22 protein-coding genes, 1 tRNA gene and 2 pseudogenes are annotated in these 26,314 nt (G+C 63.6%); 13 read left to right on the forward strand and 12 right to left on the reverse strand.

Annotation, left to right across the window (positions count from 1 at the left end):
- Positions 1–30 precede the first annotated feature (30 nt).
- Positions 31–1,398 carry a class II 3-deoxy-7-phosphoheptulonate synthase gene (locus KDD17_RS06880; RefSeq protein WP_212705870.1) on the reverse strand — a complete coding sequence of 456 codons (1,368 nt, stop codon included), beginning with the start codon at positions 1,396–1,398 and terminating at the stop codon, positions 31–33.
- 181 nt (positions 1,399–1,579) lie between these two features.
- Here KDD17_RS06880 and KDD17_RS06885 point away from each other — a divergent pair.
- From KDD17_RS06885 to KDD17_RS06925, 9 genes and pseudogenes are all read left to right on the forward strand, one after another.
- Positions 1,580–2,583, forward strand: a pseudogene (locus tag KDD17_RS06885) (GlxA family transcriptional regulator).
- A 155-nt stretch (positions 2,584–2,738) separates the two neighbouring features.
- Positions 2,739–3,932 (forward strand): ABC transporter substrate-binding protein, encoded by a 1,194-nt coding sequence (locus KDD17_RS06890; protein ID WP_212705871.1) that lies wholly within the window; start codon positions 2,739–2,741, stop codon positions 3,930–3,932.
- A 102-nt stretch (positions 3,933–4,034) separates the two neighbouring features.
- Positions 4,035–4,817: an ABC transporter ATP-binding protein gene (locus tag KDD17_RS06895; RefSeq protein ID WP_212705872.1), complete on the forward strand. Its 783-nt coding sequence runs from the start codon at positions 4,035–4,037 to the stop codon at positions 4,815–4,817.
- Complete coding sequence (locus KDD17_RS06900; RefSeq protein WP_212705873.1) at positions 4,814–5,632, forward strand: ABC transporter ATP-binding protein; 819 nt, start codon at positions 4,814–4,816, stop codon at positions 5,630–5,632. Before KDD17_RS06895 ends, KDD17_RS06900 begins: the two co-directional genes overlap by 4 nt.
- 2 nt (positions 5,633–5,634) lie before the next feature.
- A complete protein-coding gene (locus KDD17_RS06905) occupies positions 5,635–5,790 on the forward strand; it encodes a hypothetical protein (protein WP_212705874.1) in 156 nt (51 codons plus the stop codon).
- Positions 5,787–5,981, forward strand: a complete 195-nt coding sequence (locus KDD17_RS06910) for a hypothetical protein (RefSeq protein ID WP_212705875.1) — start codon at positions 5,787–5,789, stop codon at positions 5,979–5,981. Before KDD17_RS06905 ends, KDD17_RS06910 begins: the two co-directional genes overlap by 4 nt.
- On the forward strand, positions 5,981–6,994 hold the full coding sequence (locus KDD17_RS06915; protein WP_212705876.1) for a branched-chain amino acid ABC transporter permease: 1,014 nt from the start codon (positions 5,981–5,983) through the stop codon (positions 6,992–6,994). Before KDD17_RS06910 ends, KDD17_RS06915 begins: the two co-directional genes overlap by 1 nt.
- Positions 6,991–8,328: a branched-chain amino acid ABC transporter permease gene (locus KDD17_RS06920; RefSeq protein WP_212705877.1), complete on the forward strand. Its 1,338-nt coding sequence runs from the start codon at positions 6,991–6,993 to the stop codon at positions 8,326–8,328. Before KDD17_RS06915 ends, KDD17_RS06920 begins: the two co-directional genes overlap by 4 nt.
- A complete protein-coding gene (locus tag KDD17_RS06925) occupies positions 8,325–8,681 on the forward strand; it encodes a hypothetical protein (protein ID WP_212705878.1) in 357 nt (118 codons plus the stop codon). Before KDD17_RS06920 ends, KDD17_RS06925 begins: the two co-directional genes overlap by 4 nt.
- Here KDD17_RS06925 and KDD17_RS06930 read toward each other — a convergent pair.
- On the reverse strand, positions 8,678–10,267 hold the full coding sequence (locus KDD17_RS06930) for a helicase HerA-like domain-containing protein (protein ID WP_212705879.1): 1,590 nt from the start codon (positions 10,265–10,267) through the stop codon (positions 8,678–8,680). The two genes, KDD17_RS06925 and KDD17_RS06930, sit on opposite strands and share 4 nt — an antisense overlap.
- A gap of 445 nt (positions 10,268–10,712) precedes the next feature.
- Between KDD17_RS06930 and KDD17_RS06935 the strand changes: the two genes are divergently transcribed.
- Positions 10,713–11,333: an invasion associated locus B family protein gene (locus tag KDD17_RS06935; RefSeq protein ID WP_212705880.1), complete on the forward strand. Its 621-nt coding sequence runs from the start codon at positions 10,713–10,715 to the stop codon at positions 11,331–11,333.
- Between the two features lie 57 nt (positions 11,334–11,390).
- Here the strand turns inward: KDD17_RS06935 and KDD17_RS06940 are convergent, their stop codons facing one another.
- The 4 genes from KDD17_RS06940 to KDD17_RS06955 are packed head-to-tail and all read right to left on the reverse strand — an operon-like array spanning position 11,391 to position 15,574.
- Positions 11,391–12,599 carry a beta-ketoacyl-[acyl-carrier-protein] synthase family protein gene (locus KDD17_RS06940; protein ID WP_212705881.1) on the reverse strand — a complete coding sequence of 403 codons (1,209 nt, stop codon included), beginning with the start codon at positions 12,597–12,599 and terminating at the stop codon, positions 11,391–11,393.
- Positions 12,596–12,853: an acyl carrier protein gene (locus KDD17_RS06945; protein WP_212705882.1), complete on the reverse strand. Its 258-nt coding sequence runs from the start codon at positions 12,851–12,853 to the stop codon at positions 12,596–12,598. Before KDD17_RS06945 ends, KDD17_RS06940 begins: the two co-directional genes overlap by 4 nt.
- 31 nt (positions 12,854–12,884) lie before the next feature.
- Positions 12,885–13,973: a UDP-3-O-(3-hydroxymyristoyl)glucosamine N-acyltransferase gene (gene lpxD, locus KDD17_RS06950; protein ID WP_212705883.1), complete on the reverse strand. Its 1,089-nt coding sequence runs from the start codon at positions 13,971–13,973 to the stop codon at positions 12,885–12,887.
- Positions 13,974–14,002: 29 nt separating this feature from the next.
- The gene (locus KDD17_RS06955; protein WP_212706177.1) at positions 14,003–15,574 is read right to left on the reverse strand and encodes a L,D-transpeptidase family protein; all 1,572 of its coding nucleotides are present in this window, start codon (positions 15,572–15,574) and stop codon (positions 14,003–14,005) included.
- Positions 15,575–15,957: 383 nt separating this feature from the next.
- On the opposite strand from KDD17_RS06955, the gene mepK reads away from it, so the two are divergent.
- From mepK to KDD17_RS06970, 3 genes are all read left to right on the forward strand, one after another.
- The gene (gene mepK / locus KDD17_RS06960; RefSeq protein ID WP_212705884.1) at positions 15,958–16,530 is read left to right on the forward strand and encodes a peptidoglycan L,D-endopeptidase MepK; all 573 of its coding nucleotides are present in this window, start codon (positions 15,958–15,960) and stop codon (positions 16,528–16,530) included.
- Between the two features lie 332 nt (positions 16,531–16,862).
- Positions 16,863–19,739 carry a glycosyltransferase gene (locus KDD17_RS06965; protein ID WP_212705885.1) on the forward strand — a complete coding sequence of 959 codons (2,877 nt, stop codon included), beginning with the start codon at positions 16,863–16,865 and terminating at the stop codon, positions 19,737–19,739.
- Complete coding sequence (locus KDD17_RS06970; RefSeq protein ID WP_212705886.1) at positions 19,736–20,284, forward strand: hypothetical protein; 549 nt, start codon at positions 19,736–19,738, stop codon at positions 20,282–20,284. Before KDD17_RS06965 ends, KDD17_RS06970 begins: the two co-directional genes overlap by 4 nt.
- Before the next feature lie 16 nt (positions 20,285–20,300).
- On the opposite strand, the gene KDD17_RS06975 is transcribed toward KDD17_RS06970, so the two are convergent.
- The 6 genes and pseudogenes from KDD17_RS06975 to KDD17_RS07000 form a co-directional block, all read right to left on the reverse strand.
- Positions 20,301–20,390, reverse strand: a tRNA-Ser gene (locus tag KDD17_RS06975).
- A gap of 59 nt (positions 20,391–20,449) precedes the next feature.
- A pseudogene (locus tag KDD17_RS06980) lies at positions 20,450–21,167 on the reverse strand (alanyl-tRNA editing protein).
- Entirely contained in the window at positions 21,164–23,662 is a 2,499-nt protein-coding gene (locus KDD17_RS06985) for a DUF3772 domain-containing protein (protein ID WP_254796920.1), read from the reverse strand. The pseudogene KDD17_RS06980 and the gene KDD17_RS06985 overlap by 4 nt, the downstream one beginning before the upstream one ends.
- Positions 23,659–24,687 (reverse strand): cysteine synthase A, encoded by a 1,029-nt coding sequence (locus tag KDD17_RS06990; RefSeq protein ID WP_212705887.1) that lies wholly within the window; start codon positions 24,685–24,687, stop codon positions 23,659–23,661. The genes KDD17_RS06985 and KDD17_RS06990 overlap by 4 nt, the downstream gene beginning before the upstream one ends.
- A 26-nt stretch (positions 24,688–24,713) precedes the next feature.
- Positions 24,714–25,835, reverse strand: coding sequence for an NUDIX domain-containing protein (locus KDD17_RS06995; protein ID WP_212705888.1), 1,122 nt, complete (start codon positions 25,833–25,835; stop codon positions 24,714–24,716).
- A gap of 7 nt (positions 25,836–25,842) precedes the next feature.
- Entirely contained in the window at positions 25,843–26,283 is a 441-nt protein-coding gene (locus tag KDD17_RS07000) for a TrgA family protein (RefSeq protein ID WP_212705889.1), read from the reverse strand.
- Positions 26,284–26,314: the final 31 nt, after the last annotated feature.

Below are 26,314 nucleotides of genomic sequence, written 5' to 3' on the forward strand. Positions count from 1 at the left end.
TTATGACATGTCGGCGGGGTTGCAACGCCCTCAGACGGCCTGCCGCGCCTGCTCCGTGCGCCGCGCCTGCAACTCCTCGGCCACGAGGAAGGCCAGCTCCAGCGACTGGCTGGCGTTGAGACGCGGATCGCAGGCCGTGTGATAGCGGTCCGACAGATCCTCGTCCGAAACGGCGCGCACGCCGCCGGTGCATTCGGTCACATCCGCGCCCGTCATCTCGAAATGCACACCGCCGGGCACGGTGCCCTCTGCCGCGTGCACGCCAAAGAACTCACGCACCTCGCGCAAGACGGACTCGAACGGCCGCGTCTTGTAGCCCGACGAGGATTTGATCGTATTGCCGTGCATCGGGTCACAGGTCCACACGACGTTGGCGCCTTCCTCCTGCACGGTCTTGATCAGGCGCGGCAGGTGATCGCCCACGTTGCCGGCACCAAAGCGCGCGATGAGGGTCAGACGCCCCTCCTCATTGTCGGGGTTCAGCTTGGCCATCAGCTTCTTCAGATCGTCGGCTTCCATCGTGGGGCCGCATTTCAGGCCAATGGGATTCTGCACGCCAGACGCGAATTCCACATGCGCGCCGTCGGGCTGGCGGGTGCGGTCGCCAATCCAGATCATGTGACCGGATCCGGCCAGCCATTTGCCTGTCTCGGCTTCCTGACGGCACAGCGCTTCTTCGTACTCCAGCAGCAGCGATTCGTGGCTGGTGTAGAATTCCACCGATTGCAGCGTATGCGCGGTGTCGGAGTTGACGCCAGCCGCCGACATGAAATCGAGCGTGTCCGAGATCCGTTCGGCAACTTCGCGGTATTTCGCCGCCTTCTCACTGTCGGTAAAGCCAAGCGTCCAGCCGTGCACCTTGTGCACATCGGCGTAGCCCCCGGTCGAAAACGCGCGCAGCAGGTTCAGCGTCGCCGCCGCCTGGGTGTAGGCGCGCATCATGTTGTGCGGGTTTGGAATGCGCGATTCCGGTGTGAAGGCCAGATCGTTGATGATGTCACCGCGGTAGCTGGGCAGTTCGACGCCATCGACCACTTCAGTGGGCGCCGAGCGTGGCTTGGCGAATTGACCGGCCATGCGGCCCACCTTGATCACCGGCACCTTGGCGCCGTGGGTCAGCACGATGGCCATCTGCAACATCACCTTGAAGGTGTCGCGGATCATGTCGCTTGAGAATTGCTCAAAGCTTTCGGCGCAATCGCCGCCCTGCAACAAAAACGCCTCGCCCCGCCCGGCGCTTGCCAGATGGCGGCGCAGGCGGCGGGCCTCCCCGGCGAATACCAGCAGCGGATATCGCGACAGCTGTGCCTCGACCGAGGCCAGCGCCCCGGCATCGGGGTAATCGGGCATTTGAATCCGTGGCATGGACCGCCAGCTTGATTTGCTCCAGGATGTCATCGCGTCTTTCTCCGGGTAGATCGCGCGAGAGCCGCGCGCGCGGCGCTGTCTCCCGCTTGGGTGAGCCATATGCATACAAAACCTCGCGCCGGCATGCCATATCTCAATTTGCTCGCTTGACGTTGCGCGCGCACTCCCCAAATGTCACCGGATTGCAACCGTCCGTCACGGGAATGCCGCCATGGTCAAACCGCCCTCAGCCCAACGCATCCCGCGTGATGACAGCAAACCCAGACGGTTCGTTTTCGTGCTGCTCGATAATTTCAGTTTGCTGTGTTTCTCGACCGCAATCGAAAGCCTGCGCATCGCCAACCGCATGGGCGGCCGGACCCTCTATGAATGGCGTATCATCGGTGAAGGCGGCGAAACGGCGGCCTGTTCGGCGGGCACAATATTCCAGCTCGACGGGGATCTTGACGAGCTGTCGCGCGACGATACCGTGCTGGTTTGCTCGGGCATCGACGTGCAGGACGCCACCACCAAGAAGATGCTCGCCTGGCTGCGCCGCGAGGCCCGCAAGGGATTGATCATCGGCGGGCTGTGCACGGGCGCCTACACGCTGGCCAAGGCCGGGCTGCTCGACGGGAAACGCGCGACGATCCATTGGGAGAATCAGGACAGCTTTTCCGAGGAGTTCGAGGAGGTGACGCTCACCAAATCGGTCTTTGTGGTCGACGGGACCCGCATGACGACCGCCGGGGGACATCCTCGATCGATCTGCTGCTCAAGATCGTCGCGGACGATCACGGGGAGGATCTGGCCAATGCGGTCGCAGACCAGCTGATCTATAGCTCGATCCGCACCGATCAGGATACGCAACGCCTGTCGGTGCCCACGCGGATCGGCGTGCGCCACCCCAAGCTGAGCCAGGTCATCCAGATCATGGAAACCAACATTGAGGAGCCGATCAGCCCCTCGATCCTCGCACGGGATGTGGGCATGAGCACGCGCCAGCTTGAGCGGCTCTTTCGCCGCTATCTCAACCGCTCACCCAAGCGATATTACATGGAGCTGCGGCTGCAAAAGGCGCGCAACCTGCTGATGCAGACGGATATGAGCGTCATCAACGTCGCCCTTGCCTGCGGCTTTGCCTCGCCGTCGCATTTCTCCAAATGCTACCGCGCACAATATGACACCACCCCTTACCGCGAACGTGGCAGCCACGCGGCGCGGTTGTCGATCTGATTGCCTGTCTTTCAGGGTGCATGCCGCTCAAACAGGCAAATTGCCCGCGCGACAGCAGATAATAGGCACATCGGCCCGCAAAATACTGGTTCTCTTTTTCGTAAACGGTGCGTAATCTTTCCGGCGAACATTACGTTCCAACATGGGAGATACACATGAAAAAGATGCTTATGGCCACAACGGCTGCCGCACTGGTGGCGGGTGCGGCATTTGCCGACGGCCACGCGAAAGAAGTCAAACTGGGCATTGAATTCGGCTTTACCGGCCCGATTGAATCGCTGACCGGGCCAATGGCCGCGGGCGCCGAGATGGCAATGAAGGAAGTCACCGACGGCGGCATGCTGCTGGATGGTGCGACCGTCACGCCGATGCGCGCCGACAGTGGCTGCATCGACAACGGTCTGGCCGTGTCGAACGCCGAGCGCCTGATCGCCGACGGCATCAACGGGCTGATCGGCGCGGATTGCTCGGGCGTGACCGGCGCCGTACTGCAAAACGTCGCGATCCCGAACGGCATGGTGATGATCTCGCCCTCGGCCACATCGCCCGGCCTGACCACCATGGAAGACAACGGCCTGTTCTTCCGCACCTCGCCATCGGACGCGCGCGAGGGCGAAGTCATGGCAGAAATCCTGCAAGAGCGTGGCGTGAAATCCATCGCCCTGACCTACACCAACAACGACTACGGCAAGGGTCTCGCGGATGCGATCGAATCCTCGTTCAAGGCCATCGGCGGTGAAGTCACCATCGTGGCCGCGCACGAAGACGGCAAAGCCGACTACTCCGCCGAAGTGGGCGCGCTGGCATCTGCCGGTGGCGATCTGCTGGTTGTTGCGGGCTACCTTGACCAGGGTGGCGCAGGCATCATCAACGCCGCCCTCGACGCAGGCGCGTGGGATACATTCGGTCTGCCCGGCGGCATGATCGGGGACAACCTGCCCGCCACCATCGGCCCCGACCTCGACGGCTCCTACGGCCAGATCGCAGGCTCGCAGGGTACTGGCATCGAGACCTTTACCGCCATGGCCGAAGAAGCGGGCTTTGACGGCACATCGCCCTACACGCCAGAAAGCTATGACGCCGCGGCGCTGTTGATGCTGGCAATGCAGGCGGCGGGCTCCATGGATCCGGCGGAGTACAAGGATCACATCCTCGACGTTGCAAACGCACCGGGCACCGAAATCTTCCCCGGTGAGCTGACCAAGGCGCTTGAGCTGATCAAGAACGGTGAAGATATCGACTATGTCGGTGCCTCGGCGGTTGAACTGATCGGGCCCGGCGAATCCGCAGGCACCTACCGCATGATCGAGGTCCGTGACGGCAAGAACGAAACCATCGGTTTCAAATAAGCACTGACATCGTAAAACACAGGCAGCCCGGGGAATTCTCCGGGCTGTTTGACACTCAATGACCAGCCGCGCAAAAGCGGCGGCGCACACGGGGATATCGCCATGATCGTCGTTGACGATTTGCACAAACACTTCGGCGGTTTCCACGCCGTCGACGGCGCCAGCCTGACGATCGAGCAAGGCTCTATCACCGGGCTTATCGGTCCGAACGGCGCGGGAAAGACGACCCTTTTCAACGTGATCGCGGGCGTTCTTAAACCAACGTCAGGCCGTGTCACCATGGCGGGAGAGGACATCACCGGCCTGCCGCCGCACACGCTTTTTCACAAGGGCCTGCTGCGCACCTTCCAGATCGCGCATGAGTTTCATTCGATGACCTGCCGCGAGAACCTGATGATGGTGCCCGGCAACCAGTCGGGGGAGCATCTGTGGAACACGTGGTTCGGCCGCAAGCGCATCGCCGATGAGGAGCGCGCCCTGCGCGCCAAGGCCGACGAGGTGCTGGAATTCCTCACGGTCGAGCATCTGGCGGACCAGAAAGCAGGGCAAATCTCCGGCGGGCAGAAAAAGCTGCTGGAGCTTGGGCGCACCATGATGGTCGACGCCAGGATCGTCTTTCTGGACGAGGTCGGCGCGGGCGTGAACCGCACCCTGCTCAACACCATCGGCGACGCGATCCTGCGCCTGAACCAAGAGCGCGGATATACCTTTGTCGTGATCGAGCACGACATGGATTTCATCGGCCGCCTGTGTGATCCGGTGATCTGCATGGCCGAGGGCCGCGTTTTGGCCACGGGCACCCTGCCCGAGATCAAGGCCAACGAGCAGGTGATCGAGGCCTATCTGGGCACCGGCCTGAAGAACAAAGAACAGGTGGGCGCATGAGCGACGCATACGGGGATCGCGGGAACAAGGATATCTCGGTCGCCAATCCCAAGGGACAGGGCAGCGTGATGCCAAAGGCGAGCGGCAAAAGCCACGCAGCCCCCGGCGGGCCGTTCCTCATCGGGGACACGATGACGGGCGGTTACGGCAAGGGCCCCGACATCCTGCACGACTGCACCATCGCGGTGGAGCGCGGCGAGATCGCGGTCATCGTCGGCCCCAATGGCGCGGGCAAATCCACGGCGATGAAGGCGGTGTTCGGCATGCTCGACGTGCGCTCCGGCGCGGTGAAGCTGGACGGCGAGGACATTACCGGCCTCTCCCCGCAGGACCGGGTGGCCAAGGGCATGGGGTTCGTGCCGCAGACCTCGAACATCTTCACCTCCATGACGGTCGAGGAAAACCTTGAGATGGGCGCCTTTATCCGCCGCGACGATTTCCGCGAGACGATGGCGCAGGTCTATGACCTGTTTCCGATCCTCAAGGACAAGCGCAATCAGGCGGCGGGCGAGCTGTCGGGCGGGCAACGCCAGCAGGTCGCCGTGGGCCGCGCGTTGATGACACAACCCAAGGTGCTGATGCTCGATGAGCCCACGGCGGGCGTGTCGCCCATCGTCATGGACGAGCTTTTCGACCGGATCATCGAGGTCGCGCGCACCGGAATCCCCATCCTGATGGTCGAACAGAACGCGCGCCAAGCGCTTGAAATCGCGGACAAAGGATACGTTCTGGTGCAGGGCCGCAATGCGTATACGGGAACGGGCAAGGAATTGCTGGCCGATCCGGAAGTCCGCAAGAGTTTTTTGGGGGGATGAGCATGAGAAGTCTGGTTTTTCTCGGCGCGATCTGCGCCGGACCGGCGATGGCCGCCACGATCGACTGCACCTTTACGGTTGAATGTATCGAAAGTGAGTGTGCCGAGACGGCATTTTCCCTCAGCGTTGAGGATTTTGATCCGGACGGGGGGCGGTGACGCTGGTCACCGACGCCGAAACACTGCGCGGCTCCGTCACACACGAAGCAGCACCCATCCACATGGTGTTTGTCGGAAACACCGCCCTGCACATGCTGTCAATGAACGACGCGGGCGATGCGCGCTACAGCGTCCATCTGGAGACGCCGATGGTGCTGAGCTATCGCGGAACCTGCGAGGGGTTTGACTGATGGATCTTCTCAACGCGCTGGTGGCGTTCCTCAACTACGTCTTTATCCCCGGTGTCGCCTACGGGGCGCAGCTGGCGATCGGAGCGCTGGGGGTGACACTGGTTTACGGCATCCTGCGGTTTTCCAACTTTGCCCATGGCGACACGATGGCCTTCGGCACGATGGTCGTGATCCTGCTGACATGGGCGCTGCAATCGACCGGTTTCAACCTTGGCCCGCTGCCCACCGCGCTGGTCGCCCTGCCCTTTGGTATTCTGGGCTGTATCGCGCTGGTGCTGCTGACCGACCGGGTCGTCTACCGATTTTACCGCGAACAAAAGGCCAAGCCGGTGATCCTCGTCATCGTCTCGATGGGCGTGATGTTCGTGATGAACGGCATCGTGCGCTTCATCATCGGGCCGGACGATCAAAGCTTTAACGACGGGGAGCGGTTCTTGATTTCCGCACGGGATTTCAAGGCCATGACCGGCCTCGAAGAGGGCCTTGGCATCCGCACCACGCAAGGGATCACAGTCATCACAGCTATCGTCGTCGTGGCGTGGCTGTTCTGGTTTCTCAACAAGACGCGGGCGGGCAAATCCATGCGCGCCTATTCCGACAACGAGGATCTGGCGCTGCTGTCGGGCATCAACCCAGAGCGTGTGGTGATGATCACCTGGATCATCGTCGCGGCCCTCGCGACCATCGCGGGCACGCTTTACGGCCTCGATAAATCGTTCAAGCCGTTCACCTATTTCCAGCTGTTGCTGCCGATCTTTGCCTCCGCCGTGGTGGGCGGCATCGGCAATCCGCTGGGGGCCATCGCGGGCGGGTTCGTCATTGCGTTCTCCGAGGTGACGATCACCTACGCATGGAAAAAGGTGCTGGGCTATCTCATGCCCGAAAGCCTTGAGCCATCGGGCCTCGTGCAGCTGATGTCCACCGATTATAAATTCGCCGTCAGCTTTGTGATCTTGCTGATTGTGCTGTTGTTCCGGCCCACGGGCCTCTTCAAAGGGCAGTCGACGACATGAGTGAAACACTGCGCAACACGTTGCTCTTTGCGGGCGTCTTTGGGCTGATCATCGGCTCTGGGTTTTTGCAGGGGTGGAACAACGCGATGTTCATCCTCAACATGGGGCTGGTATCGGCGATTATGTCGCTTGGCGTGAACCTGCAATGGGGGTTTGCCGGGCTGTTCAACGTTGGCGTCATGGGGTTTGTCGCACTCGGCGGTCTGGCGGCGGTGCTGGTGGGGATGCCCGCCACGCCCGGCGCCTTCAGCGCGGGTGGCTGGGGCGTGCTGGGCGCGCTGGTGCTTGGCGCCGGGACGATTGTGGCGGCGGTGCTGGCCTACACGCGCCTCGCGCCGGGGCGCACCCGCAGCCTTGCGATCATGGCGATCCTGATTTTCGGCTTCTTCGTGTTTCGCGGTTTGCTCGATCCGTCGGTCGAGGCGATCGAGGCCGTAAACCCAGCGGCCACAGGTTTTCTGGGTGGTCTGAACCCCGGCACGGAGGAAACCTATCGCAGCAACGGGTGGATCATGCTGATCGCCTGGCCGGTCGGTGGGTTGTTCGCCGCCGGGGCCGCATGGCTGATCGGCAAGGTGGCGCTTGGCCTGCGCTCTGACTACCTTGCCATCGCGACGCTGGGCATCGCCGAAATCATCATCGCCATGCTCAAGAACGAGGATTGGCTGACCCGTGGCGTCAAGAACGTGGTGGGCATCCCGCGCCCCGTACCCTACGAGCTGGATTTGCAGAACTCCGCCGCCTTTGTCGAACGCGCCGCCGCGATGGGGTTTGATCCGGTCGAGGGATCCACGATCTTTGTCAAGATCCTCTACGCGCTGCTCTTTGCCGTGGTGCTGGGCGTGATCTTCTGGCTGAGCCATCGTGCGCTGCACAGCCCCTGGGGCCGGATGCTGCGCGCGATCCGCGACAATGAAGACGCCGCCGAAGCGATGGGCAAGGACGTCACCCGGCGCCACTTGCAGGTGTTCATCCTGGGCTCTGCCGTTTGCGGGATTGCGGGGGCGATGATGACAACGCTCGACAGCCAGCTGACGCCGGGCACCTACCAGCCACTGCGCTTTACTTTCCTCATCTGGGTGATGGTGATCGTGGGCGGATCGGGGAACAATCTGGGCGCGATCCTCGGTGGCTTCCTGATCTGGTTCCTTTGGGTGCAGGTAGAGCCGATGGGCCTGTTCGTGATGGACATCATCACGGCCGGCATGGCCGAGGACAGCGCGCTGCGCGCACATCTGATCGACTCCGCGGCGCAGATGCGTCTGCTGACGATGGGGGTTCTGATGATCCTCGTGCTCAGGTTCAGCCCGCGCGGGCTGATCCCCGAGAAATGAGCCGCCGCGCCATCGTCACCGCACTTGCCGCGATTACCGGGCTGGTGCATCTGCTGATCGGCACGTTCGATACGCTCTATCCCGCGTTGCAGGATGCCGCACCGCTGTCCGCCCGCGGCGGGTTAATGGCGTCGTGGTATCTGACGGGGTTGTTCCTGCTGTGGTCGGTACATGTTTTCTGGCACGGGCAGGAAGGCGCGCGGCAGCTGGGCTGGGTCTGGATCGCGGGCGGTATGACGTTCACCGTCATCGCGCTTGTCGAAGGTGGCCTGCCGGGGCTGATCGCCCTGCCCCAGTGGATTGCCCTGTGCCTGACCGGCGGGCTTGCGTTGACACTGCCCAGACGGCGCTAGCGCCCCTTGAACAGGCCGCCGAGGATGCCGCGCACGATGCGGCGCCCTGTCGTACCCTTCAGCTCCTTGATGACCACCTGCGCAATCGCGCCTCCGATCCCGTCGCCGCTGCCGCGGCTGCTGCGGGTCGAGCGGGTCGTCGCGGTATCCTTGCTGGCGTAACGGCGCGCCTTCTTGAACTCGCGCAGGCTGGGCGTTTCGGCCTCGGCGCGTTTGGCGGCCTTTGCATCTTCTTCTGCCTTTGCGATGGCGGCTTCGGCCGCTTCCGCTTCGGCGGCGGCTTTTTCGGCGCGGGATTTGAGCATCTCGAACGCGCTGTCGCGGTCGAGGGGCGCGTCGTATTTACCGGCCATTTCCGAGGCGGCCATGACACCCGCGCGCTCGGCTTGCGTGATCGGCCCCAACTGCGACGAGGGCGGGCGGATCAGCGTGCGCTCCACGATCCCCGGCACGCCCTTTGGTTGCAGCATCGAGGTCACGGCCTCACCGACGCCGACCTCGCGGATCGCTTCCTCCGTGTCAAAGGCGGGGTTTTCGCGGTAGGTCTCCGCCGCATGCCGCAACTCCTTGCGGTCCTTGGCGGTAAAGGCGCGCAGCGCGTGCTGCACCCGGTTGCCGAGCTGGCCCAGAATATCCTCGGGCACATCCGCCGGGTTCTGGGTGATGAAATACACCCCCACCCCTTTGGAGCGGATGAGGCGCGCGACCTGTTCGACCTTGTTGACCAGCGCCTTTGGCGCGTCCTCGAACAGCAGATGCGCCTCGTCGAAAAAGAAGACAAGCTTGGGCTTGTCCGGATCCCCGACCTCTGGCAGCTCCTCGAACAGCTCCGACAGCAGCCACAGCAGGAAAGTCGCATAGAGCTTGGGCGCGCCCATCAGCTTGTCCGAGGCGAGGATATTGACCATGCCGCGCCCGTCCGCAGCGGTCCGCATCAGATCGCTGAGCGCCAGCGCGGGCTCCCCGAACAGCTTGGCGCCCCCCTGATTTTCCAGCACGAGCAACCGCCGCTGGATCGCCCCCACCGACGCCGAAGATACGTTGCCGTAGCGCAGCGAAAGATCGCCAGCGTTTTCGCCGATCCACACCAACAGGGCCTGCAGATCCTTGAGATCGAGCAGCGGCAGCCCGTCCTCATCCGCCACCCGGAACGCGATGTTGAGGATGCCCTCCTGTGCCTCGCTCAGCTCAAGCAGCTGCGACAGCAGCAGCGGCCCCATTTCGGAAACGGTCGTGCGCACCGGATGGCCCTGATCGCCGAAAAGATCCCAGAAGGTCACGGGAAACGCCGAATAGGCGTAGTCGGCAAATCCGATCTTTTCCGCGCGTTCCATGAACGGACCGTGCAATTTATGGGCGGGATCACCGGATTTGGCCAATCCGCTTAAGTCCCCTTTAACATCCGCCATGAAAACCGGCACGCCCGCGCCCGAGAACCCTTCGGCGAGGATCTGCAGCGTCACCGTCTTTCCCGTTCCGGTTGCGCCCGCGATCAGACCGTGGCGGTTGGCATATTTCAACGATAAATGCTGCTGGGTGCCGTAATCCGGGCCACCGCCACCGATGAAAATTCCTGTCTCGCTCACGGTGCGTTCTCCCTTTGGTTGACGGCCCCGCGTTGTCGGTCTGCACGGCCCGTTTGAGCATACAACCTTAACTTTTTGACGCCATAGTGATTTTGCGTTCGGTTCATATGTCCTTGGACCGGGCGCACTTCCTCCCTGTCAGACTGGCCGTGCCTTCGGGCACGGCATTTTTTTGTCCAAATGGTTTAGATTCAGGGATTTCACACAATGCAGATTTCCTGTTGACCGCCGCCGACACAGTGAATAACGTCACGGCATAAGTCGGCTCAGTCCGACAGGGAGTTACAATAAATTGAAAAAGAGGGCGCCGGTCGCCCTCTTTTTTTATGGGTGCGGGCACGCTATTCCTGTGGCGAATTTACGCCTCCGGCTGACGCGGATCGGCCCTGACATCCCCCCGGTCACCTGCTAGGTTACCGCAAAAGAGTTAACCGACGGATTGAACATGACCAGATTCTTGACCGCCCTTGTCCTGAGCCTTAGCCTGCCGCATCTGGCGCTGGCACAAGAGACGACAACACCAACACAGACCGAAGAGGCCGCCCCCACGACCAGCATAGAGGATCAGCTGAGCCTCGGCGAGGATGCCGATGCGCCCGCGGGTCTGGGCGAGCCCTACACCAAAGAGGTGATCGGCTCGTGGGAGATGCGCTGCATCAAGGGCGAGCCCGAGAACGTCGATGCGGAACCCTGTCAGATGTACCAGCTGATGGACGATGGCCAGGGCGCGCCCGTGGCTGAGGTTTCGCTGTTCCGCCTGCCGTCGGGGGGCAAGGCCGTGGCCGGCGCCACGATCATCGTTCCGCTTGAAACCGCCCTGCCGCAGCAACTGACCATGCGGATCGACGGCGGCTCGCCGCGCCGCTACCCCTATGCGTTCTGCAATCCGGTGGGTTGCTACGTCCGGCTCGGGCTGACCGACGCGGACGTGAACGCGATGAAGCGCGGCAATGAGGCCAAGTTGAGCATCGTGCCCGCGCTGGCCCCCGATCAAGTGGTTGAACTGACCCTGTCGCTGACCGGCTTCACCGCTTCATACGACAAGGTGTCCGTGATCGAACAATAGATCCAGACCGCTATTGACGCAGGGCCGCTCCCGTCGCAGGGGGCGGCCCCTTCTTTTTCAGATCGCGCGCAGGGCAACCACCGCGTTCATGCCGCCAAAGGCAAAGGCGTTGGACATCGCCACCGACACGCGCGCCTCGCGTGCCGCGTTGGGCACCACGTCGAGCGCGCATTCCGGGTCCGGTTCCTCATAGCCGATGGTGGGCGCAATGATCCCGTCGCGCAGCGCCATGATGCAAGCCAAAAGCTCGACCGCGCCGGTGCCGCCGATCAGATGCCCGTGCATGGATTTGGTCGAGCTTATCATCAGCCGGTCGGCGTGGGGGCCAAACACATCCGCCACCGCGGCGCATTCCGTCTTGTCATTGGCAGCGGTGCCGGTCCCATGGGCGTTGATATAGCCGACCTCCTCCGCGTCGATCCGCGCATCCGCCAGCGCCCCGGCAATGGCGCGCGCCGCGCCGTTCTTGGACGGCATCACAATGTCGGCGGCGTCAGACGACATGGCGAACCCCGCCACTTCGCAGAGGATGTCGGCACTGCGGGCGCGGGCGTGCTCGTATTCCTCGAACACAAAGATCCCCGCCCCTTCGCCCTGCACCATGCCGTTGCGGTTGGCGGAAAACGGACGGCAGGCGTCACGGCTCATCACGCGCAGACCCTCCCACGCCTTTACCCCGCCAAAGCAGAGCATCGATTCCGATCCGCCCGTCACCATCGCCGGCGCCATGCCCGAGCGGACCATCGCAAACGCCTGCGCCATCGCATGATTGGACGACGCACAGGCCGTCGAGACCGTGAACGACGGGCCTTTGAGGTTCCACTCCATGCTGACGTGGCTCGCGGCGGCGTTGTTCATCAGCTTGGGCACCACAAAGGGGTGCACACGGTTTTTGCCTTCCTCGTAGACGGCGCGGTAATTGTCGTCCCACGTGCTGACGCCGCCCCCCGCCGTGCCCAGCACAACGCCGGAGCGCGCGGCAAGGTCGCCGGTAAAGATCAGCCCCGACTGTTCGATCGCCTCTTTCGCCGCGGCGAGGGTGAATTGCGTGAACCGGTCGTAGAGCGACATCTGCTGGCGGTTATACCGTCCCTCGGCCTCGAACCCGCGCACCTGACCGCCGATCTGGATCTGTAACCGCTCAACATCGCGGAAGGCCAGCGGGCCGATCCCGCAGCGCCCCTCGCGCATCGCTTCAAGCGTCGCGGGCACCGAATGCCCCAACGCGTTGATCGTGCCAGCCCCGGTGATGACGACGCGCTTCATGCTTGCGCGGCGCGCAACCGCTCGATCCCCGCGACAATGGTGGCGACCGAAGAAATATCGAAATCCGACTCGCTGGGGTTGTTGGCGTTGAAGGGGATCTGGATGTCGAAGGCTTCCTCGATGGCAAAGATGCTTTCGACCAGCCCCAGACTGTCGATGCCCAGATCCTCGGGGGTGTCCGTCAGATTGATGTCCTCGGGCTCCAGCATGGCCTGTTCGGCGATGATGGCGATGACCTGCTCTTGCGTGTTCATGGCGCGTCTCCTGACCCTTTCGGAAGGGTATTTAAGACCCCTTGCCGGATTTCAAAAGCTCTTTGAGGGCGGCCACATCACGCAAGAGGCGCGGCAGCCGGCGCAGCGCCTTGTAGGCCTCTACCTGCTTGTCCATCTGCGTGGCGGGATAGCCCAGCATGGTGCGACCCGCAGGGACATTCGACATCAGCTTGGTCCCGCCACCGGCAATCACGCCGTCGCCCACAAAGATGTTGTCGTTCACCCCGCACTGACCCGCCAGCACGACGTTGTCGCCAATCGTCGCCGATCCGGCGATACCGACCTGCCCACAGATTAGCGAATTGCGCCCGATCACGACGTTATGGCCCAGATGCACCTGATTATCGAGCTTTGTGCCATCGCCGATCACCGTGTCACGGATCGTGCCGCAATCGATGGTCGCACCCATCCCAATCTCGACATCGTCGCCGATGGTCACGGCGCCAAGGCTGTGGATGCGCGTCCAGGGCTGTGCCTTTGCCTCGCCCTGATCGCCCAAGGTCTTGCGCACGCTTTCAACGCCCGAAGGCTCTGCCGTGACAAAGGAGAACCCGTCGCCGCCGATCCGCGCGCCGGGCTGCGCGATGAACCGCGCGCCGATGGTGACGCGTGCACCGATGCTGACCGCCTCACGCAGATACGCCCCCTGCCCCAATGTCGCGTCCGTGCCGACAAAACACTGCGGCCCGATGATCGCGCCGTCGCCGATGCGTGCGCCCGCCATGATCACCGCCAGCGGCCCGACGCTGACATCAGCGCCCAGATGCGCACCAGGATCGACCACCGCCGACGGGTGGATCCCCGGCGCAAACCCTTGCCCCGCATCCAGCATCCGCGTCAGCCCGGACATCGCGTAGCGCGGGCGCGGTGCGATGATCGCGGCCTCCAGCCCCATGGCCTCCCAGTCGGCCCCGTCCCACAGCATCGCCGCGCGGGCGCGGCCCTGTGACAGGCTCTCGGCGTATTTGGGGTTCATCGCGAGAGCGAGATCATCGGGGTCGGCCGTCGCGGGCTCCGCCGCGCGGGAGATCAAAATATCTGTGGCGCCAAAGGCTTCAGCCCCCAGCGCCACAGCGATGTCGTGAATTGAATGGCTCATGCGCGCAATCCTCAAGGTTGCGCGCAGATTTACCCGCGAACGCCGGGCAGTGCCACCCCCGCCTTTTGCAGCGCGGCCCAGATCCGCGCATCGCGCCCGTAGACGTCCCCGCGGAAGTTCAGATTGCCCCGCGCGTCCGTGTAGGCGGTGCGGTAGATGATGTGCACAGGCACGGGTGTCTCAAGGTTCACCCGCGATTCCGCCCCGGTCCGCAGTTTCGACTGAAAGAACGCCTTGGGGTCGGTTTCCTGCTTGGCCAGCAATGCGTAGCCAAAATCGAACGGATCATTCAGGCGCACGCAGCCGTGGCTGAACGCGCGCACTTCGCGGCTGAACAGGGATTTGGCGGGCGTGTCATGCAGGTAGATATTGTATTTGTTGGGGAACATGAACTTCACCAGTCCCAGCGCGTTCGACCGACTGGGCGGCTGGCGCATTGAAAACGGGAAGTTGCGCGCGGTATAGCCCGCAAAGCTGCGGTTGCGGCTGACCACCCTGCCCCGGCTGTCGGTGATCTGGATGTGTCCGACGGCATTGGGGTTGCGTTTGAGCGCGGGCAGATATTCCCCCACGATGATCGAGCGCGGCACGTACCAGCTGGGATTGATGACCATATGGGTCATCACATCCGAGAATTCCGGTGTCGGGCGATCGTCGCGATTGGCGCCGACGACAGAGCGTGTCTGGAAGGTGATCTGGCCATTATCCACGATCTTGGCTGTGAAGTCGGGGATGTTGACAAGGATGTGCCGCTCGCCGCGCTTCTTGTTGAGCCAACGCTCGCGCTCCATCGCAACAATGATGGATTTCAGGCGGGTGGAAATCGGGGTGTTGATCTGGGTGATCGTGCTTTCGCCCGCAACGCCATCGGCCTCAAGCCCGTGTGCTTCCTGAAAGGCCGTGACTGCGGCGATCATCGCACCGTCGTAGCTGCGCGCGTTGGAGCGTTTGAGATACCCCATCTTCATCAGACGGTTGCGCAGCGCAATCACTTGACCGCCGGTCGCACCCGGTTTGATCGACGCGGCGCCAACGGGCCGTCCCCAGCCGCCGTTGCGCATCTGTTCGGTCAGCAACATCTTTTGCTTCATCAGCGCGCTGTATTCCACGGTGCGCGGCGCGAGATCGCGCAGGAAGGCGGCGGGCCGCGCCCGCAGGAACCCCGCGATCAATTGATCCTGCGGTGTGTATTCGACTTCGCGCTTGATGGCGCTGACCACGCGGCCCGGCGTCAACGCCCCGCTGCCGATGTCCCGCGCGTAGCGCAGAAAGCTTTGCATCATCTCAACTTCAAGCTTGCCCAGATCCCGGGGCGTCCGCGCGGCGCGCATTCGTGTCTCAAGCCCGTCGGCATCGTAGCGCGCGACCGGCAAACCGTGATCGCCCGCACGGCGCAATGCATCGAGCAACGCCGCCCGGCGCGCCATATGCGTATCGTCCGGTCCGGTCCAGACAGCACCAAAATTCTGGCCGCGGTAAAACCCCGCGATGGCCTCATCACGTGCGCCACTTTCCGCGACCGCTTGTTTGAAAGCGGTGACCTGCGCTGACACCTCCTGCGGCGCTGTCAAAAGCACCGAGCCAAGCAGCGCGGCGATCATCGCGCCACGGCGAAGCCCGAATGACTGTCTAAAAATCAGCACGGCAGATCCCCTTTTTCCCCAATGCAGCATGACGATTCCTGCACGGGTCGTCAGACATGTCCAATCACAAACACACCAGATCGACGAATGATCCCGAAAAGATGCCGAAAAATCACCGTATTGCCTTGGCGCTGGGTGCCCCATCGCGGCAGATGCGCAAAAAATTGCCTAAAATTCCCCGCAGGTGGAACCATTCCGATTCATGCCTTGGTTCATTTTTCCCCCTATGCCATAAAAACCGAGCATCTGGGGAGATGAAAATAAGATCCATGTAACATCATGGGCGCATTGGCAACTTCTACAGGCACGCTCACGCATTGGGCAGAAAACGGGACAGAGTTATGACAGGCACCAGCACGACAGGTTTGTCGCGCCGCAGCTTTATCGGCGGCGCGTTTGCAGCAACGGCAGTCACAGCAGCACCGACATACGCCAACGCCGCAGGATTCCTGCGCGGCGCGGGCGATATTCGCCGCATCCAGATGTATTCGGGCCGCACGGGTGAGCGGATTGACATGATCTACTGGATCGAGGGCAAATACATCCGCGACGCCGTGAAAGAGGTAAACTACTTCATGCGCGACTGGCGCACGAACGACGTCTACAAGATGGATCTGCGCAACGTCGATATCATGGCCGCAGCGCACAACCTGATGGATGCGAACGAGCCCTACATGCTCCTCTCCGGCTACCGCAGCCCCAAGACCAACGCGATGCTGCGCTCCCGCTCGCGTGGTGTGGCCAAGAATTCCCTGCACATGCGCGGCCAGGCAGCCGATTTGCGGCTCAGCTCGCGATCAACGGCCCAGATGGCCAAGGCGGCAGCCGCCTGCCGTGGTGGCGGCGTCGGGCGCTACTCCGGCTCCAATTTCGTGCACATGGATTGTGGCACGGTCCGCACCTGGGGCCGGTAAGCGCAACAGCACAACGCGTACCCAAACGCCCGCCGCATCCCGGCGGGCGTTTTCCGTTTAGGCATGTGCACATCCACTAGATGTCAGCCCCCCGGCATTGAACAGTTTGCGCGCGGACCATGCCCATCAATGAACGGCGGGTTTTTTTGAATAAATCTGAAATGTATGTCTTAGTTTATATTTGACCTCACCGGTTTCGATCTAGGTCTCGGGAATAACTTAAATAAATTTGTCCCTCAATCTAGACCCAGACCAGATATTCGTTTGACCCTGCACGCCACCTTCATCTCGCGCCCTGCGGTTCATGCCGCCGTTTGCCCGATCTTCGGTCCATGACGCGCGGTATTCCTTTCGCGCGGCGGTTGACGTTCGTTGTCGGGATGCACCGCTCCGGCACCTCCGCGCTGGCGCGCACGCTCAATCTGACCGGGCTTCGCACACCGGGAAACCTTATCCCACAAAACGAGTTCAACGAGACCGGTTATTGGGAGTCCCGCGATGTGGTTTCTTTCAACGATCTGTTGCTGAACGGCCAGGACCGGCATTGGTCAGACCCAAAGCCACTGGAGCTGGCATGGGCGAAGACACCCTCCCTTGCCGCGGATCGCGCCGAAGCGTTGCGCGTGATGCAGATTGCCCTTCCCGGTTTGCGCGCGGGCGTCGTCAAGGATCCCCGCCTGTCGCGCACCCTGCCGCTGTGGCGGGAGGCACTGGAGGGCACGGGCGCCGCCCCCGTCTGTCTGATCGCGTGCAGGCACCCGCTGGAGGTGGCGCAATCGCTGGCCCGGCGCAACGGGATGGACCGCGACCATGCGCTCTTGCTGTGGGAAACCTACACGCTGGAGGCCGAACACGCGTCCCGTGGTCTACCCCGCGCGTTTGTATTCTACGATGATCTTTTGCCCGACTGGCGCGGCACGCTCGGCCCGGCCCTCGCGCAATGTGGCGAGACGCTGGCGGTGGATCATTGGCTCGGCGCACACAACATTGACGCCTATTTGTCGCCACGCCACCGCACCCATGTCAGCGACCTGCAAGACACACCTTTGCCGGCCGCCGTCAAAGAGCTTTGGTCCCTCTTGCAAGAGGGTGATCCCGACACAAGCATCGCGGGTTTTGACACGCTCCGCGCGGGGTGGCGACGCGCATGGCAGCAGCGCGCAGCCGATGCGGGCCCATCCGCCTTCCCGCCAAAAATTGCGGCCTGGCACCTAGAGCGGAGCGATCATCTGGCCTCCCTGGGCCATCTTACCGCCGCGCGGGACGCCGCGCGCAGGGCCACCGTGCTGGATCCGCAGAAATCGGGCTACTGGTTTGCGCTGGCAAAACGGCTGATCGCCCTTCAGCGATTTCGCGAAGCTCTCAAATCCCTGCGCCGGGCGATCCATCTGACGCCCGAAGTGTGCGCCTACCATCGCACCCTCGCGGAAACCCTGTTGAAGCTGGGCCGTCCAAACAAGGCCCGCGCGGCGGTTCAGGCGGCCCTTGCCCTCGACCCCGATCAGGCGGAGCTGCACTTCATCAATGGCAACATCCTTGCGGCAAAAGCGATGCCCGCCGCGGCAATCCATTGTTTTGAACGCGCGATAGAGCTGCAATCGGGCGTTGCCGCCTATCATTTTGCACTTTCAAAGGCTTTGCGCGCAAAGGGCGCCGTCCGGCGCGCCGAAACGCACGCGCGCGCGGCCCTGCAACTGGCCCCCGCGCAGCCCGTGTATCTGATGGTCTGCGCCACGCAGGCGCGCGATGCAGGTGACCTCGCCACGGCGGAACGGCTTTTTGCGCGGGCAGTGCCCTGCCACGCGGATCCGGCTTTGCCTGCCCACGCGCAGGCGGACGTCCTGCACCGGATGGGTCGCACCGATGAGGCAATCACCTTGTTGCGCGACACCATCCGGCAGGAGCCGGGGCACGGTCACCTGCACGATCTGCTGGGGCGCGTTCTGGCGAAAGAGGGCCAAGTGCAGGCCGCCGGACCAGCCTTTGACGCGGCCCGTGCCCTTGACCTTCTGGCGCTTGAGCCACCTCCCGCGCAGGAGACCCCCGGCGACGTGGCGCGCGCGGCCCTCGCACAGCTGTGCCAGACGGCACCCCCCGGTCCGTTGATCGAACAACGCTGCCACCGCTTGCTTGCCGGTGCCGCCGCGCAGGTCTGGGCGCGTGATCTGGTCACAGCCCTCGAACGTCCGCCTGAAACAAGTCAGGACAGACAGCAATGCTGGCCACTGGGCACACAACAGCTTGCCGACACGCCCCCGCGCGTGGCGCCGCGGGCACGGGCGCAGACCCGCTGCACCCTGTCGATCATGATTCCCGTCTACAACGTCAAGAACGCAGGCTGGCTGCGTGGCTGCATTGACAGCATCCTGCAGCAGGATCCGGGTGGGGACTTGGCCGAGATCGTGGTGGTCGACGATGCGTCCCCCGATGGCGGTGCGCAGGAGATTGTCCAAGACTACGCCCCGCGCGTGCAGTTTCACCGCAATCCGCAAAACCTTGGCCTGATTGGCAATCACAATCAGTGTCTGGACATTGCGCGCGGCGACTTTGTGCACTTCGTGCATCAGGACGACAGGATCCTGCCGGGCTTCTACGACGCGTTGCTGGGTCCTTTGCAGCAGGATGAAACACGCGTTGCCGCCTTTTCCGGCTGGCAGTTCATCGGCGAAACCGGCGCCGTGAGCGGACAGTGGCCCGCCGAAACCCGCGCGGCGGGCGTGCGCGCGGATCTTCTCGAAGCGCTTGCGCTTTATTCATGGATGACGTTTCCCTCGATTATCGTGCGCCGCAGCGCTTATGAGGCAGTCGGGGGGTTTTCACCCGGCTTCCCCTTCGTATTTGACGTGGATATGTGGGCCAGGCTGGCGGCCCTTGGCCCGGTATGGAGCGCGCCTGCCCCGCTCGCCCAGTATCGCAGCCACGCAGGGTCGGCGACCTACGGCTTTTCAGAGCTCGAACGGCTGACGGACCGCATGCGCGTCCGGGCGCGCACGATCGCGCGTCTGGCGCCTGCCCGCCGGGAGGCCGTCGCACGCGCCACATTCGATATGTTCTTTCAGGTCAGCTGGCGATCCCTTGTCAATCCCGCAAGCGCGCTAACTCAAGGGGACGTGGTCGACACCGTCGATCTTCTGGGCCGTGGATGGACCACGCCCACCCAAAGACGCGCAATGACCGACCTGCTGATCCGCCACCGGGGAAAGACATGACCGACGCGCCCTTTGTGCATCTGATCGCGGGCGTCTCCAGCGCCGGTAAATCGACCCTGATCGCGCGGATGCGCAAGCGTCAGCGCCCGGGGTTGATGGGTGACGTCTGCTTTGCCTACGAAATCCAGCCCGGATGGCAACGCCGAATGCGGCGGCACACCTTCATCCACTACAACCTGCTGCGCCCCGCCGATCTGGGCACGGGCGACGCGCCCGACCCGCTGCAATCGGATCCTGTTTTCCGCCGCCTGACCCGCTGCCAGATCCCGATGCGGATCACCATCCTCGTGGCCGACCGACCTACGCTTGAGCGTCGCATCGCCCGCAGACAAGCCATCGAGCCCGCGCTACGCGGCGACACCACCGAATACCCCGCGCGGAAAATTCTCACACAATTGCAGTCAGTGAGCCAAGCCGCACTGGTTGCGGAATTATCCACCGCATTTTCCCACACGGATGCACCGATTGACTATGTGCAATCAACGGATGAAGGCTTTTTGAAAACCGATCTGCGGGCCGCGCAGCAGCTCGAATGGTGGGGCTGACCAGTAGAAGAAAAAGTGGCGGACAGACAGGGATTCGAACCCTGGAGACGGTCTCCCGCCTACACACTTTCCAGGCGTGCGCCTTCGACCACTCGGCCACCTGTCCGTGCCGCGTCTTTAGCAAAGGGGTTTGACCCGATGCAAGCGCGAAATGTCACCGCGCGGCTAGCTTTCCAGATGCACGTAGATCCGGCGATTGGCGCGGCCTTTCTTCTCGATCTTGCCCAGGCGCAGGCGTCCGATTTCCCCGGTGCGTGCCACATGCGTGCCGCCGCAGGGTTGAAGATCGATCCAGTTGTCCTCTTCACCGATCCGCACGAGGCGAATGTCACCCCGCCCGCGGGGGGCTTGACGGCCATCGTCTTGACCAGTTGCGGCGCGGCGTCGAGTTCGGCCTCGGTGATCCAGCCGTCGCTGACGCGGTGGTCCGCCTCGATGTAGGCATTCAACGCCGCCTCGATGGCGTCACGGTCCTGCGGCGCGTCGGGCATATCGAAATCCAGCCGTCCATGGGTGGCAGAAATCGCCCCACCCGTCACGCCAAAGGGGATCGCCACGGACAAAAGATGCAGCGCCGTGTGGACGCGCATGTGGCGGTGACGGCGGTCCCAGTCGAGTTCCTGGCGCAGGTGCGCCCCCTCGGGCGGCAAGGGCGCGGGTTCGGCGGGGACAAGCACGATTGCCCCACCCTCGCCCGGCACGGCGGTGGCGATGGGCATGCGGTGCGTGTCCCAGCTGATCCAGCCGCTATCGCCCGGCTGGCCGCCGCCCTTCGGGTAAAACACTGTCCGGTCCAGCACGATCCCCCTTCGGGGGTGAGCGTTGTCACCCGCGCGTCGGCGTCGCGCTGGTAGGGATCGTCGCGAAACAGCATCGCGGTCATGTATCGCCCTCCATCGGGCGCGCGGCGTCGTCCCGCGCGTCCTGTGCGCGGGGCAGATCGCCGTCACGGCCCCGGTCGTCGAGCTTGAGGACTTCGGGATTGCGCAGCCAGACATCGCGCTGGGCAAAGGGTATCTCGATCCCCTCCTCGTCAAAGCGTTTGGCGATCTCGTGGTTCACGTCGCTCTTTACCGCCATCATCCAGTTCACGTCGCGCAGGAACATGCGGATCTCGAATTCCAGGGCGTCGGCGCCGAAATTCACGAACAGCACGGTAGGCGGAGGCTGGGTAACGGCCATGGGCTGGGCATCGGCGATTTCCTTGAGGATCGTCTCCACCCGTTTGCTATCGGTGCCATAGGCCACCCCGACCGGGATAATCACCCGGCCCAGCGTGTTGCCCCGGGTGAAATTCGTCACCGTCCCGCTGACCAGATCGGCGTTGGGGACGATCACGTCGGTGCCGTCGAACGTCTCGATCCGGGTGGAGCGCACGGAGATGTCGCGCACATAGCCCATCTGCCCGCCGGAGACCTCGATCCAGTCACCCTCTGAAATCGGGCGCTCGATCAGCAGGATGATGCCAGAGACGAAATTCGATACGATGTTCTGCAGGCCAAAGCCGATGCCGACCGACAAGGCACCCGCAAGGATGGCGAGGCTGCTCAGATCGATCCCTGCGCCGGTGATCGCCAGAAGTGCTGCCAGAAATATCCCGACATACCCCAGCCCCGAAACGATGGCGTTCTGCCCGCCCTTGTCGATGCGCGTCTTGGGCAGCACATTGGTTTTCAGCGCCCCCTGGGCGAGCCGGGTCAACAGGTAGCCCGCGGTAAAGATCAGCGCGAAGGTCAGGAAATCCGTGGGCGAAATCCGGGTGGAGCCCACGGCAAAACCACGCTGGAACGCGGCCCAGATCTCGGTCAGATCCGACACGCGCGCGCCCCAGATCAGCGCCAGCACGGGTGCTGCGAGCATCAACAGGATCATGCCGAAAAGGATCGGCAGCAGCGTGTCGCGCGCCGCCTCGCCCTGCCCTGTGATCGCCCCGTACAGATCCGCGGTAAAGCGTTGCAGCGCCAGCACCAGCCCCAACACTACCAAAGACGTCACAAAGGGATACAGAAGGTATTCCGCGGCGTTCGCGTAGCCCGCCGCCTGAAGCACGGGCGAGACGACAGCGACGACAAGCGCGCCGGTGCCAAGGCTGCGCACCACCCGGCCCAGCGTGCTGGCGCGCGTGATCTCGGCATCCTCTTCCTCGACGATCTCTGACCCGTAGCGGCGCAGCAGGCGGCCCAGCCGGAAAACACAATAGGCAATCAGTACCGTGAAGGGAAACGAGATCACCGTGCGCGCCGCCGTGCCCGCATCGTCAAGCTCAAGCAGGGTGCGCAGCACCGTGTTGGCGATCAGCAGCAGCGTAATCGCCCCCACCAGATAGCGCATGCCGGCCCGGTCGCCTTTCGACAAGGCAATGAGGGCATCGTCCTCATCGCGCGAGAACACCTGCTCGGCGACCCAACGGAAACCCAGCATCATCCCGCCAAGGATCGGCAGCAATTGTGCAAGCTCTGTGCCGCGCATGCCCAGATGGCCCGTCTGGCGTGCGGCAAAGGTCAACATCCACAGACCCACCAACGGCAACGCGATCCGCAAAAGCGAGATCACAAACCGCCGTACACCGGCCCACCGCGTATGGCTGTTGCGCAGACGACCCACCATCAGCTTGGCCCAGACGCGCCCGCGCACGATCAGGATCAGCCCGATCAGCGCGCTCAGCAGGATCACGGGGAGATTGTTGCGCAGCGTGCGCGCGCGCTGATCTGACTGCGTGCCGCTATCCGCGCGCCACAGCCCGTCCGTCGCCGCAGACAGCGCACCGAGCGCCGTGGGCCAATGCACGGGGTTGAGCGGGCTTTCCACAACTTCAAGCAACGCTTCGGTCTGGCGGGTCCGCAACACGCGGTCGATCTCCCCGATCAGCCCGTCTGCCCGCGAATAGGCCGCGTCTGCCACGCGCACCGGCGCGGTCAGCGTGGCAAGCTGCTCTTCAAGATCGGCGCGCTGGGCGGCGATTTCGTTTTGCTGGCCGTTTGTGGCTTCCTCGGGAGGGGCCGGTTCCTCTTCGGCGGGGGCGGGATCGGATCCTGCCGCACCGGCAAGGGCGTCGGTGACACTGCCGCCAGCGCTGCCGTCGGCGGGTTGCTCAAGGGCCGCGATCTGTTCGCGCAGGCTCTCGATCCGCTCAGAGTTGACGCCGCGGGCCGCGTTGAATTGTTCGCGGTAGGCGACAAGATCACCGCGCAGGCTTTCCAATTGCGCGTCGGTGGTGTCCTCTTCGTCCACTGCCGCCTCGGCCTCGCTGGCAAGGCTGCGCCACGCCTCCATATCCACGCCGGGCAGATCCTGCGCCGACACGGCGGCGGCGCACAGCAGCCAAAGACCTGTCAGCGTAACAAGCGCGCGCAAAAGCATCCCGCGGGCCAGGCTCATACGTCCTCGAAAACGCTCGGGATATCCGCCGCGGCACGGTCCAGAAAATCGGGCACCGGCAGCCCCTTTTCGCGCAAAAACGCGGGGTTGAACAGCTTGGACTGGTAGCGCGTGCCGTAGTCGCACAGGATCGTCACGATGGTATGGCCCGGCCCCATCTCGCGCGCCATGCGCATGGCACCGCCCACGTTCACACCGCTGGAGCCGCCCAGACACAGCCCTTCATCGGCCAGCAGATCGAAGACGATCGGCAAGGCTTCTTCGTCGGGGATGCGGTAGACGGCGTCGGGCGTAAACCCTTCGAGATTCTTGGTCACGCGGCCCTGCCCGATGCCTTCGGTGATGGAATTGCCGCCCGGATCCTCGCCGGTATAGATCTTGGTCATGCCAGAGCCGCCGGGATCGGCGAGCGCGACCTTCACGCCGCGCGGCTGCAGCGCCATGCCCATGCCCGCCAGCGTGCCGCCCGTGCCGATGGCGCAGACGAACCCGTCCAGCTTGCCGCCTGTCTGCTCCCACACTTCGGGTGCCGTCGTCTCGATATGGGCCTGCCGGTTGGCGGTATTGTCGAACTGATTGGCCCAGATCACGCCCTCGTTGGAACTGCGCGCAAGGGTCTTGGCCAGCCGTTCGGAATAGCGGATGTAGTTGTTGGGGTTGCTGTAGGGCGCGGCAGGCACTTCGACCAACTCCGCGCCCGCAAGGCGCAGCATCTGCTTTTTCTCGTCCGACTGCGTTTCGGGGATGACGATCACGGTCTTGAACCCCATCGAGGCGCCGACCAGCGCCAGACCGATCCCGGTGTTTCCGGCCGTGCCCTCGACAATCGTGCCACCGGGCTTGAGATCGCCACGCGCGATGGCATCGCGGATGATGAACAGCGCCGCGCGGTCCTTGACCGACTGGCCGGGGTTCATGAACTCCGCCTTGCCGTAGATGTCGCAACCGGTGGCCTCACTGGCCGCGCGCAGCTTGATCAGGGGCGTGTTGCCCACCGCATGTTCGAGATCGGGGCTGACGTGCATGACAAGGGCCTTTCTATTGACTGCCCTTATCTAGCCACGCCTTGGGCGGACCTCAACCGTGTACGGTGATGCGCGAGCCAATAGGCCAGCAGGGTCAGCGGCGCATTGGCCGTCGCGCGCCGTTCCGCCATTGCCAGAAAATCCGGGAAACCCATGATATGAGAGCGGATATCCTCCTGCTCGGCCAGATGGCCACCGATGCCCGTCGCGTCGTCGGGCAGATCGGCAAGCCCCACGAAGATGTGAAAGAAATCCGTCGTCGTGCCGGGGCTGGCATAGCATTCGGCCACCGGTTCAAGCGCGCGCAGGCTCAGGCCCGCCTCCTCCTGCGCCTCGCGGTGCGCGGCCTCTTGCGGGGTCTCGCCCGGATCGATGCGCCCGGCGATGGGTTCGAGCTGCCACAGCTCCGCGTCGCCGCGCCCCAGTGGCCCCACGCGCATCTGCTCGACGACCATCACCCTGTCGCGCGCGGGATCGTAAGGCAGCACGATCGCCGCGTCCGCACCCACCAGCCAGGAGCGTTCGACCTGCGCCGACATTCCGCCGCCAAAAAGGCTGTGCCTCAGGTCCGCTTCCTCGACACCGAAAAAGCCGAGGTAGGGGCGTCGGCTGTCGGCCACGTCCACCCGGCCCTTCAGCGTGCCCTGTCGCGGCGCCTGTGCGCCCGCCAGCACCTTTGACCACGCCCGTGTGCGGATCTGGCCAAAGCGCGCGGCGATCTGAGCGCGGTCGCGCTGCCCAAAATAGCCCATCACCTCGCGCGCGGCATGGCAGCTCATCTCGGCCCAGCGTGCGACCCAATCGTCCAGATCCCACGGGTCGGTCGGTGTCCAGATCCCCGGCGGCGAGACATAGACCCGCGCACCCAGCCCGCCCGTCAGGGTGACATCTACCAGATCATAGTCGAACCCGCCCTCGTAGAAATCGAGCCGCGCGATGTCCTGCTCTGTGAGGTTCTGCACCCGCAGGCCCCGCGCCCGACTGCCCTCTTCGACAATCAGTGTCGGGAACGGCCCTTCGGCGACCCCGCGTGCGGCGTGCCGGGGCAGCGTGGCAGGCGTCACGTCGCCGGGATCCACCCTGCGGCCCAGCACGATTTCCAGTAGCGGCAGGTGCCGCAACGTCCCGTAGAAGAAAAGCGTTGTCATCGCGCGCTCACCGCCAGCGTTTCTTGGCCTCGTCGGTCAGGATCCCGGTGAGCGTCCCGCCCACCACAGCCGTACCGATCACCGGCACGGTCGCGATCATCAGACCGAATTCGGACGCGATGATGAAGATCGCGGTCAGCGCCTCCATCGCGCCATCGTAGCGGTTGCGCATCGCAAGGCGGAACATCTCGTAGGCCGAATGCACCCCCAGCCCCCAGATGAAGAGAACCGCCGTGCCCGTCAGCCCGTTGTTGATCGCATTGACCAGCCCGCGCCCGGCGCGTTTGCCCATCACGACCCAGCCCACGCAGGCGCCGATCAACGCGTTCACGTAGTTGAACAGGCCAAAATCCGTGCCCTCGGGCATCAACGGTCGGATCAGATCCGACAGGACATAGCCAAGGATCGCGAGGCAGATCGCGGCGACGAGGCTTGCGGCGGTGGGCATGGGGCGGGCTCCGACGGTGGCGCCGAACACA

The sequence above is a fragment of the Sulfitobacter albidus genome (assembly GCF_018200035.1).
Lineage (GTDB): Bacteria > Pseudomonadota > Alphaproteobacteria > Rhodobacterales > Rhodobacteraceae > Sulfitobacter > Sulfitobacter albidus.